We start from the raw sequence: 14,951 nt of genomic DNA, 5'->3' as shown, positions 1-14,951 counted from the left end.
AGACTGGCACTTTTCTCTGGATGAAGAGAAAATCATCTGACAATTAAGAAGGAGGAAGATAATGGCAGGTAGTGCAGACAAAAAAGCAGATCTGGCTGGTCCTGGTGTGAGCACCTATGAAGAGGTAGAAAAAATCCTACCAAACGATTACCAACCCCTGCTATCACCGCTGGAGCGTATGAACGCGCTGTACGCGATCAAGGACTATATAGAAAAGAATATGTGTAAGGAGTTGAACCTCAATATGGTTCAAGTCCCCTTGATCGTCACGGTGGAGAGCGGCGTCAACGATATGCTAGACCGGGATGGCTCACGGACTCCCATTGAGTTCAATTGCGGGTTAGGGTTGGAAAAACCCATAAGGGCTTCAATAGTCCAAGCGGCGACCAAGTGGAAGCGGCCGGCCCTTCGGCAATTTGGCTGCAAGGTCGGCGAGGGAATCAACACGGATATGAGGGCGGTACGCAAGGATTACTTTCTTGATCATGACCACAGCAGTTATGTTGATCAGTGGGACTGGGAGCGCGTCATGACCATGGAACAGCGCAACCTGGATTTCCTTAAGGATATTGTAAAGAAGATCTGGAAGGTGATCTACGGCGCCAACAAATTCGCCCAGGAGCAGTTCCCCAAACTGAAGACCACAAAGTACCCGGAAATTCCGGAAGAACTGACTTTTCTCCATGCCGAGGAGATTCTCGACATGTTCCCGGACCTACCACGAAAGCAGCGAGAAACCGCGGTCATCCAGAAATACCCGGCGATATTCATCATTGGCGTCGGCTATCCACTTAAAGATGGATATCCCCATGAGATGCGCGCCGCGGACTATGACGACTGGATCACCGAAGTAAAGCACAAAGATGGCAAGGTCACCCATGGTCTCAACGGAGATATTCTCGTATGGAATCCGGTGACAAAACGGCGCCACGAGCTCACCTCCATGGGAATCCGGGTCACAAAAGAGACGCTCAAGATGCAGCTCGAAATGGCCGGGCAAATGGACTTTCTAGAACTGCCGTATCATCGGGCAATCCTCAATGACCAGATACCATTGAGCATTGGCGGTGGGATTGGACAATCACGTACGTACATGTACCTGTTGCGCGCAGCACACCTCGGCGAGGTCAGCGTTACGGTCTGGCCGAAGGTCTTGAAAGATATCTGCGCAAAGCGTAACATTCATGTGCTTGAATAGAAGTTCTGTTTGAGTAATAAAAAAGGGGTGCTTAAAGCACCCCTTTTTTTGTAGGCGAAGAGTTACTTCATGATCACAAATTCAACACGACGATTCTTAGCCCTGCCTTCAGGATTATCGTTAGACGCAACTGGCTTTGATTCGCCGTAACCGCGGGCAACGAGACGATCCGCGTTGATATTATGGTTGAGGATCAGATACTGCTTTACCGAACCAGCTCGGTCGTTCGACAGCTTCAGATTATAGGCATCGCTGCCCTTGCTGTCTGTATGACCCTGGACTTCGATCTTAGCATCTGGGGTTCCTTCAAAGATCGTCTTTATCGTCTTCGCGGCGCCATCGAGTACTGGATAGGATTCGGGTTTTATGTCGGATTTGGCAAATTCAAAATAGACCTCAGGGAGAACGATCTTGAATTCCTTCTTGACCAGTGCGGCTTCGATTTCCAGCGTCTTTGCGGCCACTATTTCGACGGTCCTTTCGTACGGTAGATAGTTCTTATCCTCTGCGAGAATACTGATCTTGTAAGCACCAGGACCCAATGCCTTTTCAATTCTCCCGGTAACCATCTCAGCCGGCATATCACCAATTGTCACATTAGCGGCAACCGGCTCCTTGCTCTCAATATCAATGATATTGACGATCAGATTACCCACCTTGGGTATCGATTTCAGTGCAATTGTAACGGGTGTAACTTCACCAGCTTTGACAAGCACCGCGACTTCATACGGTTTATGATCGGGAGCGGCCGCTTTCAGCTGGTAGGTACCGGGGTTGAGGTTCATGAAGTTGAACTGACCATCAACATCGCTATCCATCGATTTGAATAACGCACCTTCCTCGTAAAGACCTATATTCGCAATCAAGTTTGCACCAGTCTCATCTTCAAGGACCTTGCCGGCAATATCTCCAAAGACCGGTTCGGGCATGAAATCAGCAGTATAGGAAAAGCCGAAAATCGCCGCCCATGGCGGTGCCACACCCCATCCGGTTGTAATGTTGAAGCTATCTGTCTGAGCCATTGGAAAATCGCGTTCATTCTCGCCTTCCCAGGCACGGAAATCAACCGCGAAATTGATATGGAAGTTCTTGCTCGGACGGAAGCTCACGCCGGGTGTTATATAGACCTGATTAGGCCCGAACAGCGAATCATCGAAGAAGGTAAAGAACTGGTCTTTACCGCTGTAATCGATCCCGCTGAGTTCGATGAATGGAATGATACCTGGTGTATGTAGACTTATGGCGGCGTTATAGATACTTGCATTATCTCTCATGCCACCGCCCTCTGCATTGCGGAAAACATATCCCAGATTCAGATCGAATTGAAAATTACCCGCTTTTGCCGTGAACAGACCGACACCACCAAAATCAACGGCATCACTCGAAAAATACCTGTACAGACCACCTGGATTTGTGTATGTTTCATTGAAGATCGGATACTTAACCACTTCACCCAACAAGCCTGTTGTATCTCGATCAGAGCCAGTAGGGATTGAAACAAAACCGTATAGACCGTATTTGATAGTTTCCTTTCCGAAATTGAATTTCAGTCCTACTTTTGTATCACCAAAGCCCACGCTGGCACGATTGGTATCGGTATCTTTGTAATCGATACCTTCAGCATAATAGACGCTGGCAATATTGAACGAAAACCAATCGGTTGGAGCGTAACCAATGCTGAAACCAAAGTCACCTCCGCCATAGGTGGCGTCCATCCCAACCAGACCGGGCAACAATCCATCATTTGGGCTTGTAGCGGTTCGGTCTTCTTTGAAACCTCTCAGATAGAAGCCAAATCCGAAAGTACCGGCCGAGCCGTTGTCCGCCGAAATCGTGCGGAAAAGCCCCATCGTACCTTCATAGTTGGGCATTGCAAACGCGAGCGATGCAATGGTGAGAATCAACACATACTTTTTCATGTGCATATAGCCTCCTTTTGTTTGAGTAACTACTTTGCCTATGCACATAATTGTACACAAATACCGTGAAATGTCAATGGCGGCAGCCAATACCATACGTGTTCCTGTATACACAACTGCCGCACCATGCTTTACCGATCCGCGGGCGAAAACGGAATCAGAATCCAAGATTCCATCAACACTCGCCAACCGTGAGACATGCGACTAACCATAAGACCCCGGCCCACAGCTTTATCGTTTCGTCAATTGCTAAAATGATAAAACGATACTAGCTCTGATGTTCGATCACGTCCACCAAACGCTCAAGGACATCCATTACCTTGGTAACCCGGTTCGTCTTTATCCAGTAGAGATGGCTGCGCCATTTAACCTCATACCTAACCAGGTCAAGATTTCGGAGAACCCGCAGGACCTGAGATATGTTTGATATACTGACACCCAGGAGGACAGCCAACTCCTCCGGGGTCCTCTTTTGATCCCGCATCAATGTCAAAACCTCATAAGCCGTAGGATTACCCAATGCCCGGCATATCCTTGACGCGCGATATCTGTTCTCTGGTATTAACTTCTTTGCCATAATCAAGAGTACATCATTTCGTCATTTTGTCAATTGCTAAAATGATGAGCACCCATTGACATGCACAGAAATACTTCCTATAATGATTTGGAGGTACACTATGTATATCTTTCATGGTCTTGGAAAGTATTTTCCAGTTCTTCTGATCTTCGTTTCTGCCAATTTGTGCGCCCAGGACATATACTTTGTCGCGAGCAGCAATACACCCCTTGCGACCGCATATAATAACAGTCACAAGATCGCGACCAAGTATGAGGAATATCAGAATGACACTATCTACGTCGTTTTTCAGTCTTCGGACAGCATATACTTCGTTTCCACATCGGACGAGGGTATTTCCTGGGCAGCGCCCTTCCCAGTCTGTGCCGGGGAATTCCCTGCGCTCGATATCTGTCCTTCTGGGTTTCGTCATGTTGCATGGCAGTCTTCTGATAACGACATCTACTATGACTGCCTTGATGACTGGAGCCCTCCTGTCAATGTCAGCGGATCGCCTGAACAATCATCCCTACCAGACCTTGTTGTCGATTCAAACAACGTAAAACACATTACATGGGTGGAACACTGTGATGGACGAAATCAGATATACTACCGGACCATAGCCAACGGCATACTCGGTGATACGGTTTGTATCAGCGGCTATGGATCATCCCTGGCTACGTATGATCATCCAAGTATCAGCATATTCGCGCCGGATAATCGCATCTATGTCATCTGGGAATGCTATGATTCACTCTGCTACTCGCCTTACCAGATTCACCTGAGATATGCAGAGAATAACGTATGGTCGCCAACAAGAGTATGGGCACATTACCTGCCCATGCGCCACCCGTCCATCGACTACTCCCACGGCCAGCCGCAGGACACACTATCCTTCTGCTACGAGGACAGCACAAATGGCACAATGCAGGCAACATTCTATGGAGGGAATGGTGGTGGATATCAAACACAAGGGTATTCAACATATCCAGTGGTCTCAACGGTCGGGCCAACCTGGAGCTATCAATTCTGGCAGGAAGATTTAGCCGGGGATAAGAATATTCTCTATGATCTGTACTACTTTTTCAGCGGCTGGTCCCACGGCGGAATAGATTTACAGGAACCAGTGAGATTTCCCAATGTATGCGGGGCGTACATGGTGTGGACACAAGGAGATACCATTCCTTACAGTATCTACTTCGCTAATTTTGGATATCCAATAGGGATACAAGAATACACGGGCACATCAAGAGCAAATCTGTCTGCCAGACCAAATCCATTCTCCCATCAGACAGATATTAGATACTCGATACCTGAGGTAGTAGACAGTAAACAGAACACAGTAGTCAGTTTTAAAATATACGATTCTATGGGACGTTTGGTAAAATCATTTGCGGTGCTCTCACCCGGTATCGGTTATCAATCATCAGTTAAGTGGTTTGGTGATGACCATGCGGGCAATGAATTGCCTGCAGGTGTTTATTGGTGTTATGTTACCGGGGTAGATCAAGGAATATTGCTGAAAGTTATTAAAGTCGATTGAGCGATTAAATAACGAATTCCAATTCTGGGCTGGAACTCAGAGTCGCCACGGCCGAGCAGTATTTATCACGTGACAACTCAAATGAACGGAGCAAATCCTCCCTCTCATAAACACCTTCACACTTGAATTTCAGCGTGATCTTTGTGTACTTGTGAGGATGTTCTTCTGCTCGCACGCCGCTGGCTTCTACTACAAAGTTGTCTATCTTACCACCTTTTTTCTGCAATATAGCTACTATATCCATGCCCATGCAGCCGGCCAATGACACCAAAATGAGTTCAAGCGGCCTGAATCCCTGGTCAGAGCCGCCAAATTCCTTTTCCGTATCAACTATGACCTTATGCCCATACCTATCTTCGGCTTCAAAGCGTATACCATCACACCAGGTTAGTGTAATCATAAAAGACCTCGGTTCTAAGACAATGTCATTCGTTCAGCAGTGAATCAACGAGCGCGTCGAACTGGGACTCAAGCTCAGGTGCAAAACCAACCTGTGTCTTTCTTATGCTACCTTTCTTATCTATGAATATCGTCTTGGGAATACCGCTGACACCGTAAGCCTTAGCGAGCTCGTTGCTCCCGACGAGAATAGGGTAGGGGATGTTCATCTGATTCTTGAAATTGATCAAAGCCTCTTCGTCATCCAGGCCAATGCCCAGGATCGTAAAACCTCGCTCATTATATTTCTCATATAACTTCATAAAGGTTGGGATGCTGTTTCTGCAGGGCGGGCACCAAGTTGCCCAAAAATCAATTATCACCACCTGCCCTTTGAGAGACGATAGCGTATATTCTTCGCCGTCAAGCGAAACAAGCGTAAAATCAGTCAACTCGGTCTGGCCGGATTTTGATTTGTTTCCTGAACCACAGGCAACTGCGATTATTACCAGAATTGACATTATCCTCAGCACTTTCTTAATCACAAAACCTCCCTATTTTGCTATATATTTCTCAAATTTCTTTACGATCTGTTCTTTTGGCAAGGCACCGATGATTCTTTCAACCTCGGTGCCTTTGTCAAAAATGATCATGGTTGGGATATTCTGTATGACAAATTCATTTGCGACCTTAATTTCATTATCGACGTTAATCTTCCCGATATGCAATTTTCCGTCGTATTCTTTGGCTATTTCTTCCAGAATGGGGGCAACCATCGAACACGGTGGACACCAAACTGCCCAAAAATCAACCAGATAGGGGAGAGTCGATTTATCAACTTCCCGGTGGAAGTCATTATCAGTAAGTTCTTTAACCATATAAACCTCCTTATTTAGTTTAACCAGCCGTTTTCAGGTTTTGTACCGAGATGCGGAACATTTCTTATCATCTGAACGGATGTTTCACGTGAAACATTAGAAACTCTGTTCAAATCCCAGCTTTATCATACGATTGAACTGCTCGTCGGCCGGGCTATTGTCCAACAAATCCCTCAATGCAAACTCAAAGAACATTTCTCCGTAGAACATTAAACGTAGACCCACATTCAAATATCCTTTGTTGTTATCTCCCGGATCGTTCAAGTTCGCGGCATAATCAACCAATAAAGCGCCCGAATAGCCGAATTGAGCTTTCAACCCACCGAATATATCAAAACCATCATCCGATTCAAGGCAGTAGTTGCAGCCCATACTCGGCACTACTGTCACACTTGACGCAGTCAGAGTCTTACCCATCTGGGCATACAGTCCCTTGGACCTAATGTCATACCGGTCATCATAGTCGCCATACCCTTGATTGTCAAAACCCATCAAAAAACACGGATAATACAAACCTTCTTCAATTGCGAGTAATCTTATTTGAACGCCAGGCTGGTCGTAGAACTCAGGGTCACCGGCGCCGATAAGATTCGAGGCGCCATAGCTAATGCCCACGCCGATCCTATCCCAAATACCAACATTGAAAAACCCCAGAAGACCTCCATCCGGACCAAACCGCAGTTCGATATCGAAAACCCCATGCATCGGAGACTGCGGATAGGGTTGATCAACATAATACAGGCTGAAAAGCATCAGGAATATAGCCATACATCCTCCTCAAATGATCGATCATATCCTACCATAGATCTTAATCCCTTCTTCCCCAAGAATAGCCTTGATCCGGGTCAGGACATCTGAATCAGGATTGATCTTCATTGTCCGCGACCTGAACTTCTTTGATTCTTTATCATTATTTACCTTAAACCAGACTTCACAGCTCCCCTGATTGCCGTTAATCAAATCACACAGCTGTTTCAGCGTGCTGTCATCAACACTATGTTCATTGACATTAATGAAGATTTTCTTGTAGTATTTCTTGGCATCTCTCAATGATACTATCTCCTCGGCTCTTATGCTCTTCCGGTCTTCCTCTCCAGATATCCTACCCTTTATGATAAGAGGGTTATCGACCTTTAGCAGGGCTGAAAAACGTTCAAAATAATCAGAAAAAATGAACACGTCAATTGCGCTCTCAAGATCTGCCAGGTTAACGATCGCATAGTTCCTTCCATTCTTATCCCGCTTTATCTTCTTTGAATTGAGAATACCGCCAATGGCAATTACTTCACCGTTTTCCACACTGCCCAGCTGACTGATTGGCTTCAGGTTAAGGGCGGTAAATTCCTCCTGGTATTTTTCCAGGGGGTGCTCAGTAAAGTAGAAGCCGAACGCTTCTTTTTCGTAGATTCCCTTATCCTGCGCAGGTTTTTCAGAAACCTGGGGTTCAATTTGCTCCATGTCATCAAATAACCCGCCCTGGGTTCCTGCGTAATCCTTATTTTTATGTGCCATGCCAAGCAGCTTGTCTATATCACACTCAAATTCCTTGAATGCTCCGGCTTTTATTAAAGACTCGAGAGATTTCTTGTTCAGACCGCGGGTACGCGTCTGAAAATCAAAGAATGATTTGAAGATACCGCGCTCCCTCTCATCCAAGATTATCTGAACAATGGGCCGGCCGAGGTTTTTTAGAGCACCAAGGCCATATCTTATCCCGCTTTCTTCGATTTTGAATTCGTAATCGCTTGCATTAATGTCCGGTGGATGGGTTGAAACACCCATTCTCCGGGCTTCTCGTATCAAAACCCACAAACGGTTCGTGTTGTTCATCTCGCTGTTCAATGACGCATTCATGAACTCGAGCGGGTAATGGCATTTCAAGTATGCCGTTTGATTCGCCAGAGCAGCGTATGCTGCTGCATGAGATTTGTTAAAACCATATCCAGCAAAAGGCACGAGTTTCTTGAAAATATCATCGGCGAGGTCAGTTTGAATACCATTCTTTTCCGCACCGGCAATGAATTTTTCGCGATTGTCCACCATCAGATCGGCTATTTTCTTACCCATTGCCCTTCTAAGCAGGTCTGCTTCAGCCAGGGAAAATCCTGCAATGCGGGACGCGATCTGAATGACCTGTTCCTGATAAACGATCATGCCATACGTTTCCTTGAGAATGGGCTCTAGCCAGGGATGCATATATTCAATCTCTCGAGGTTTTTGCTTATTCATGATCATCTGCTGAAGATTCACATTTGCCATCGGTCCCGGACGGTACAACGCAATGACTGCGATGATGTCTTCGAATCTCTCGGGCTGGAAATTCCTCAGGATGTCCTTCATGCCCTGGCTTTCCAGCTGGAATACACCGACGGTTTCGGCACGCTTGAGCATGTCATAAGTATCCTTGTCATCGATGGGTATATCCTCGGCCTGGCGGCCGATCATTTTCAGCGTCGTGTCAATTACCGTAAGGGTTCTCAGTCCCAGTATATCCATCTTTATTACGCCAATATCCTCAAGAGAATTCTTCGCGTATTGAGTTGATATTTCACCCCGTTCCGGACTCTTGAATAGCGGCACGTACTCTACCAGCTCCTTGGGAGTAATGACAACTCCGGCGGCATGAGTGGCGGGATGCCTGGCAAGACCCTCCAATCTCCTGGCGATATCGATTAACTCACTGTATTCATCCTTGGACTTGATAAGGATTTCCAGTTCCTTAATGGTTGTGACCGCTTCATCAATACTCGAGTGGAAGGGGATGAGTTTTGCCAGCCTGTCTATTTCATTATACGGTATTCCCAGCACACGGCCGACATCCCTGACAACGGCCCTTGCCTGCATCGTGCCAAAGGTGATGACCTGCGTAACATTCTTTTCGCCATATCTTTCTTTGATAAAATTTATTATTTCGTCCCGTCTCGTGTCACCAAAATCCGCGTCCACATCAGGCAAACTTACCCTCTCTGGATTCAGGAATCGCTCGAAAATGAGATTGTATTGAAGCGGGTCAATATCAGTAATGCCAAGTGAATATAGCGCAAGGCTTCCGACTGCAGAACCCCGACCCGGGCCGACCGGAATATCCTGTTTGCGTGCAAACTCAACGATCTCCCGGACAATAAGAAAATAACCCGACAACCCCATCTTCTTGATGATGTTTAGCTCATAATCCAGACGGTCCTGCATGCCCTGTGTCGTCCTGGAGAATCGATGGTTAATGCCCTCCTTGGTTAAATACTTGAGATAGTCAAAATCAGTCTCAAAAGCATCGGGTCTTGGGAAACTGGGTAGTTTGACATCCTTGCCCGTTGTGTCGATCAACAGATTGCATCTTTCCGCAATGAGCGAGGTGTTCGATATTGCCTCGGGCAGATCATCAAACAACTTTGCCATCTCCTGAGGCGACCTGAAGTAAACCTGATGGCTTTCAAACTTCAGCCTCTCGCGGTCAGACAGGGTCTTCTTTGTGCCAATACACAACAATACATCGTGTGCTTTGTAATCATCACTATCCAGGTAGTGGCAATCATTTGTGGCAACGATCGGCACGTCGAATTCATGGGCGAGTTTTATCAATTCACCGTGGATCTTTGGCTCGGTTCGCATTCCCAAACGCATCATTTCAAGATGGAAATTCTCAGAACCGAGTATATCGACATAGTCAGCCAGCGCTTTTCGCGCACCCTCAAGGTCCCCCATGGCAATCCGGTAAGGTACTTCACCTTTTAAGCAGCCGGACATGCCGATCAATCCTTTGCTGTGCTGGGAGAGCAACTCTTTGTCGATGCGCGGCTTGTAGTAGAACCCCTCCAGGTAGGCAGCCGACGATAGCTTGATCAAATTCTTATAACCCGCCTCGTTCTCGCAAAGCAAGGTCAAATGAAACGAACTCTCAGGAACACGCATATCCCTTGACTGGTCACGCCGTGATCTGGGTGCGATATAGGTTTCTATCCCGATGATCGGCTTGATCCCCATCTTGCGAGCGCTCTTGTAGAATTCGATTGCACCGAACATGTTCCCATGGTCGGTGATGGCAAGTGCAGGCATCTCATACCTTGCCGCCCGCTCGGTCAACCGATCGATCCTCATCGCGCCATCAAGCAGGGAGTACTCAGTATGATTATGAAGGTGTATGAATTTCATCGAGACTTAATCCTCGTCTGGATTCATGCTAATTATCCTGCGCAGGATCCCCTAAAGGTATACTCAAAGGATTAGCGCAGTAGATCTCCTTACACCGGGGACACAGTATGAACTTGAATTCTCGAAACACCTCTTCATTCAGTAGTTCCTCGGGATATGACTTCACTTTTTCAAACTCTTCAGTAAGGTCAATTTTCTCTTCCTTGATGTTTATCACACCATCAAACCCTGCAGAAACCTTTATCAAAAGACTGTAAAACAAATCACCGGGCCCGATTATGCGGCGGCATCTACTGCACGCTTGCGACGACACAATCAATTCCTAAACAATCCGGGGCTTGAGCATTTTAAGCCAATGTCTTAAGAACTTGCTTACAAATTTCCTTGAGGGTTTCAAAAACGCCGATACCTTGAGTGGCTACCGCTTCAAAGTAGCGATATTCATTTCTTGGGTTCAATATTCTCTGCAGCTCCTCGACCGAGGTAATGTTCGGCAGGTCTCTTTTGTTGTATTGCATGACCAGCGGCACTCTTTCAAGAGCAAGATTATGTGCTCTCAAATTATCTTTCAGATTATCGAACGATTCGATGTTCTCATCAAAACGTTCGATCTGCGAATCCGCGACAAAGACAATGCCATCCACACCTTTTAGGATGAGTTTACGAGAAGCATTATAGAACACCTGGCCAGGAACCGTGTACAGGTGAAATCTCGTATTGAAACCCTTTATCGTACCCAGATCAACGGGGAGGAAGTCAAAAAATAACGTTCGATCGAGTTCTGTTGCCAGACTTATTAATTTCCCCTTGATCGAAGGGTTCAATTTCGAATATACATATTTAATATTCGTCGTCTTACCGCCCAGGCCAGGGCCGTAGAAAACTATCTTTGAATTTATTTCCCGCGATGCATAATTAATCAGTGCCATAGTATTTTATTTTATAAATTTGTCTATCGAACAGATCCCACACCGCAGCTATATTCCAAAGAGCCTATCTATTTCCTCTTCGGCCATCCGGGTGAAATCATCATCGATCTCCTTACTGGGCTCAGCTTCTTTCTGGACCTTGCTGAAAAGGCCGTGGAAGGTCTTCTCAAGCTCCGAAACAGTCGTCTTGGTCTTGACCCGGACCAGACCGAGGGTGGTGCGGTTATCGAATATTACCGCAAGGATGATACGATTCGCCACCAGGCTCACGTATAGATTCTCCTTCTCACCCTGATGAAAGAGCGTGGAGAACTCCTTCTCGCCAATGAGGATCGCAAGCTGGCTGGTCGCAGCAAAGTCGGCCGCCGAAAGCGTGGCGAACGATGATGTGTCCATTTTGCGGGTATCACCGGTTGAGGTGATCAATTGACCCTCACGATCGATGAGCAATATTGTCTTGGCGTGGGTACCCTGCAGGAGTCGGTTGAGCGCGTCATTTATTGACCAGAAATCCTGCTCAAAGATATTTATTTGATCCTGCATTGAGCTATTATAAATAGGATATTGAAAAAGTCAAGAACAACGAACTGTACACTTCCTAATATCCTATCAGTTCAACGGATTACAGAGCAACGCATGCCCGTGTATGCTCAGGATGACTACCTTAACAGTTAGTCTTGATTACCTTTCATCCAAATTATTAAATTACACTATATAGTTACAACTCACTTGAACTGAATAATTTAATATCGTTACCTTGATAGATAGCATTTGAATGCAATCGAACTATTTTAACGCTTCACTTTGCAGTCTACGAACGTACATTAGAAAGACACAGGTTGTTCCCAAAAGGAACCAAAAGAACTTCATCTCTGCAGTACGGTCAATAAAAAAGCAAACCTGGTCAAATATATGGTTTAAGGAAAAAGATGTCCAGGATCCAATCAAGCAAACACTGAGATGCTTAATAAACCCATCGTTGAGTTGTCGATATGCACGAGATAGTTTATAGAATACCATTATAAGCAGGACAACTAACGACAAACCACCCAGTATCCCAGTTTCAGCGAGCGTATTGAGATAAAAATTGTGGCAAAAACCTATCTTGACTATCCGCGTAGCATAGTAGAAATTACCTAGTCCAACGCCCGTAATCGGAAATGAACCAAATGCGTTTAGGGCCGATTTCCACATGATTAATCTCAAAAGAGCGCTAGGGTCTAATTGGAACATTGTAACGCTGAACAAACGCATTATGAATGTTGCGCCAATGAGCATCATCGGAACACCTATCACGAAGAGAGCAACAAATACGAATTTACCCTTGATTCTTACCAACATTGCAGTCATAACCAACATACTCACGATGAAAGAAATATATCCATTCCTTGAATACGTTCTCATCAACAAATATGTACCTAATATAAATACCACTGCCATCAGTATCTTTAGTGCAAGATTTCGATAATGGAAAACGATGAAAGTAAAAGGTAATAATAGAACAAGAATTCCAGCAAGACCGTTGGGTCCTGAAAAAACAAAACCTGTTCGGTTTGCAAGGAATATCCCCGCTCTCGCCTGTGCCGTTGCGGGTATCAGAACAAATGCTCTGACTATTACAAAAACAAGTGCCGCAATGCTTCCGAATGCTAGCAACTTAATATCTTGTTCGGTATTGAAGACAAGAATGATGAATCGGTAGAACAAATACCCAGACAACAAGAGACAGAAGTAGTAGAAAGATACGCTCCTGTCAGTCGCAACTGAGAATGAAAGCGCGACCCCAATCAAGAAAAGAACCATCGGCACCACAAAAACGTCCTTTGCCCCGGGTTTCTCGGGATTGACAGATCTATATATTAAAAACATACATATCTGAAGCAACACAATAAGGTCCGCGAACCCGACTCGGAAGGAATAGCCCAACAGTATGCGCTCATCAACAATGACGTACGCCAAAATGCTTGCAAAAATTGTGGCGAAAACAAGCGCTCGAGGGAAATCAAAAGTGAACGTGAGCACTAAGATTAATGAGATTGTTAGGAAAATCTTCGCCGCTATCTCAAGATGATAATGACAAAAAGCCAGAACGCATAATAGCATCAAAGATAGATAAAACCAATAATATGGGTTCTTAAGACTTTTTTCTACAATTTCCACTTTATTTTGACATTTTCGACAGCCAATACCAATACCATATTAAAGAACAATCCAAACAAAAATGATAACAATACAATCTTCACGCGCGATGGCCATATCCTCTTTTCGGGTGGAATAGCTTCATCAATCACATAGACAGTTGGAGTATTTACTGACGATTTCAATCGTGCGATTTCATATTCCAACAGCAGATAGCTACTTAAAGAATCAAGTGTCCTCTTAGTACGTAGGAGGTTTGTGTGCTCATACTGAAGGAGTGGCAGTCTTGAAATGGGAACTTTAGTAACAATGCTAGAGTGCCAGTTTGTCTCAAGGTCTGACAGTTTCTTCCTTATGCTCTCAATTTCCGTCTCGATGGATCTCCGGATCGGCGCGCCTTCTGCAAACCTCTCCCATTTCGACAACTCGACTTCCTTCTGCATTAATTGCCGAGCCAAATTAGCATATACTTCTACAGTGGCTCTCATTTCATCATCCAGCGAAAAAATCCTATAGCGACTCTCAAATGACGATAGAGAATCTCGAAGGCTGTCTGATTTTTTTCTCATATCGTCCAAGCGTGAACTTATGAAAGCCGATTCTCTTGAACCTTGAAGTTTGGTAACCCATTGATTCAATGAATCAAGCGAATTGACCCATGTATTCGCAACGTGTGCCGCCAATTTGGGGTCAGGCATGAATACCGTAAGCGTTATGATTTCCTCTAATCCAATGTCTAGAGAACTATTCCTTTTCAAATCATCAATCGCATCCTCCATTAATTTTCGGCGAAACACGCGCAACAAATTGCATTTCACTATAACATCTTCCATCACAGTTCTTGATTTCATTATGCCAACGTAAACGTCGGAGATAAGAACGCCCCCAGTAATCAGTGCTGACAGATCAGGCACTCCGGCCGAACGGAGTTCAGAAAATGGTGTCTGTACATAGAAAGCCGGAGCAAATCTCGTAATCGCCTTGTATTCTTTGGGCCATATGAGGGCCAAAATAACTGCGGTGACCAATATAAAAGCCATATTATATACCAACAACCTACGATATTTTCTTAGTAATTTAAGATATTCCAGAATATTAATTTGCATCACTTCCAAGAATTCGGTGGCTCGTTATTTTTTCCTACGCAAAAGAAGGCTCAGAATTCTATTCACGTCACCCCTGATAGTATCAGATAATTCTCGAAGTATCTGTCTTCTTTCTCTTTTGCTCAATAAATCGGCGATAAGAACTGCACCAACACA

At 45.2% G+C, this 14,951-nt stretch carries 14 protein-coding genes; 2 read left to right on the top strand and 12 right to left on the bottom strand.

Going from position 1 to position 14,951, the window contains the following annotated elements:
* Window positions 1–61 precede the first annotated feature (61 nt).
* On the top strand, window positions 62–1,198 hold the full coding sequence (locus OEV79_11225; GenBank protein ID MDH4212006.1) for an aspartate--ammonia ligase: 1,137 nt from the start codon (window positions 62–64) through the stop codon (window positions 1,196–1,198).
* Window positions 1,199–1,260: 62 nt separating this feature from the next.
* On the opposite strand, the gene OEV79_11220 is transcribed toward OEV79_11225, so the two are convergent.
* Both OEV79_11220 and OEV79_11215 read right to left on the bottom strand, forming a co-directional pair.
* Window positions 1,261–3,123 (bottom strand): OmpA family protein, encoded by a 1,863-nt coding sequence (locus tag OEV79_11220; protein MDH4212005.1) that lies wholly within the window; start codon window positions 3,121–3,123, stop codon window positions 1,261–1,263.
* A 262-nt stretch (window positions 3,124–3,385) separates the two neighbouring features.
* Window positions 3,386–3,694 carry a helix-turn-helix domain-containing protein gene (locus OEV79_11215; GenBank protein ID MDH4212004.1) on the bottom strand — a complete coding sequence of 103 codons (309 nt, stop codon included), beginning with the start codon at window positions 3,692–3,694 and terminating at the stop codon, window positions 3,386–3,388.
* A gap of 100 nt (window positions 3,695–3,794) precedes the next feature.
* Between OEV79_11215 and OEV79_11210 the strand changes: the two genes are divergently transcribed.
* A complete protein-coding gene (locus OEV79_11210) occupies window positions 3,795–5,216 on the top strand; it encodes a T9SS type A sorting domain-containing protein (protein MDH4212003.1) in 1,422 nt (473 codons plus the stop codon).
* 4 nt (window positions 5,217–5,220) lie between these two features.
* On the opposite strand, the gene OEV79_11205 is transcribed toward OEV79_11210, so the two are convergent.
* The 10 genes from OEV79_11205 to OEV79_11160 form a co-directional block, all read right to left on the bottom strand.
* Window positions 5,221–5,616 carry an OsmC family protein gene (locus OEV79_11205; GenBank protein MDH4212002.1) on the bottom strand — a complete coding sequence of 132 codons (396 nt, stop codon included), beginning with the start codon at window positions 5,614–5,616 and terminating at the stop codon, window positions 5,221–5,223.
* Window positions 5,617–5,641: 25 nt separating this feature from the next.
* Window positions 5,642–6,139 (bottom strand): TlpA family protein disulfide reductase, encoded by a 498-nt coding sequence (locus OEV79_11200; protein ID MDH4212001.1) that lies wholly within the window; start codon window positions 6,137–6,139, stop codon window positions 5,642–5,644.
* A 9-nt stretch (window positions 6,140–6,148) separates the two neighbouring features.
* A complete protein-coding gene (trxA, locus tag OEV79_11195; protein ID MDH4212000.1) occupies window positions 6,149–6,472 on the bottom strand; it encodes a thioredoxin in 324 nt (107 codons plus the stop codon).
* A gap of 96 nt (window positions 6,473–6,568) precedes the next feature.
* Window positions 6,569–7,240, bottom strand: coding sequence for a hypothetical protein (locus tag OEV79_11190; GenBank protein ID MDH4211999.1), 672 nt, complete (start codon window positions 7,238–7,240; stop codon window positions 6,569–6,571).
* Between the two features lie 21 nt (window positions 7,241–7,261).
* A complete protein-coding gene (gene dnaE / locus OEV79_11185) occupies window positions 7,262–10,621 on the bottom strand; it encodes a DNA polymerase III subunit alpha (GenBank protein MDH4211998.1) in 3,360 nt (1,119 codons plus the stop codon).
* 28 nt (window positions 10,622–10,649) lie between these two features.
* Window positions 10,650–10,940: a hypothetical protein gene (locus OEV79_11180; protein ID MDH4211997.1), complete on the bottom strand. Its 291-nt coding sequence runs from the start codon at window positions 10,938–10,940 to the stop codon at window positions 10,650–10,652.
* A gap of 28 nt (window positions 10,941–10,968) precedes the next feature.
* Window positions 10,969–11,550: a GTPase domain-containing protein gene (locus OEV79_11175; GenBank protein MDH4211996.1), complete on the bottom strand. Its 582-nt coding sequence runs from the start codon at window positions 11,548–11,550 to the stop codon at window positions 10,969–10,971.
* A 48-nt stretch (window positions 11,551–11,598) separates the two neighbouring features.
* A complete protein-coding gene (locus OEV79_11170) occupies window positions 11,599–12,093 on the bottom strand; it encodes a roadblock/LC7 domain-containing protein (GenBank protein MDH4211995.1) in 495 nt (164 codons plus the stop codon).
* 243 nt (window positions 12,094–12,336) lie between these two features.
* Entirely contained in the window at window positions 12,337–13,419 is a 1,083-nt protein-coding gene (locus tag OEV79_11165) for an O-antigen ligase family protein (GenBank protein MDH4211994.1), read from the bottom strand.
* 278 nt (window positions 13,420–13,697) lie between these two features.
* Window positions 13,698–14,729: a hypothetical protein gene (locus OEV79_11160; GenBank protein ID MDH4211993.1), complete on the bottom strand. Its 1,032-nt coding sequence runs from the start codon at window positions 14,727–14,729 to the stop codon at window positions 13,698–13,700.
* Window positions 14,730–14,951: the final 222 nt, after the last annotated feature.

The sequence above is a fragment of the candidate division WOR-3 bacterium genome (assembly GCA_029858255.1).
In the GTDB taxonomy this organism is placed as follows: domain Bacteria; phylum Hydrothermota; class Tepidihabitantia; order SM23-42; family SM23-42; genus SM23-42.
The sequence above is the reverse complement of the archived record's forward strand: the minus strand, read 5'-3'. Positions and strand labels throughout refer to the sequence as shown.

Bases quoted from the DNA above. Each gene is read 5' to 3' on its own strand.
- OEV79_11225 (MDH4212006.1), top strand. From the start codon at position 62: ATGGCAGGTAGTGCAGACAAAAAAGCAGATCTGGCTGGTCCTGGTGTG.
- OEV79_11220 (MDH4212005.1), bottom strand. From the start codon at position 3,123: ATGCACATGAAAAAGTATGTGTTGATTCTCACCATTGCATCGCTCGCG.
- OEV79_11215 (MDH4212004.1), bottom strand. From the start codon at position 3,694: ATGGCAAAGAAGTTAATACCAGAGAACAGATATCGCGCGTCAAGGATA.
- OEV79_11210 (MDH4212003.1), top strand. From the start codon at position 3,795: ATGTATATCTTTCATGGTCTTGGAAAGTATTTTCCAGTTCTTCTGATC.
- OEV79_11205 (MDH4212002.1), bottom strand. From the start codon at position 5,616: ATGATTACACTAACCTGGTGTGATGGTATACGCTTTGAAGCCGAAGAT.
- trxA (MDH4212000.1), bottom strand. From the start codon at position 6,472: ATGGTTAAAGAACTTACTGATAATGACTTCCACCGGGAAGTTGATAAA.
- OEV79_11190 (MDH4211999.1), bottom strand. From the start codon at position 7,240: ATGGCTATATTCCTGATGCTTTTCAGCCTGTATTATGTTGATCAACCC.
- dnaE (MDH4211998.1), bottom strand. From the start codon at position 10,621: ATGAAATTCATACACCTTCATAATCATACTGAGTACTCCCTGCTTGAT.
- OEV79_11175 (MDH4211996.1), bottom strand. From the start codon at position 11,550: ATGGCACTGATTAATTATGCATCGCGGGAAATAAATTCAAAGATAGTT.
- OEV79_11170 (MDH4211995.1), bottom strand. From the start codon at position 12,093: ATGCAGGATCAAATAAATATCTTTGAGCAGGATTTCTGGTCAATAAAT.
- OEV79_11165 (MDH4211994.1), bottom strand. From the start codon at position 13,419: ATGTTTTTAATATATAGATCTGTCAATCCCGAGAAACCCGGGGCAAAG.
- OEV79_11160 (MDH4211993.1), bottom strand. From the start codon at position 14,729: ATGGCTTTTATATTGGTCACCGCAGTTATTTTGGCCCTCATATGGCCC.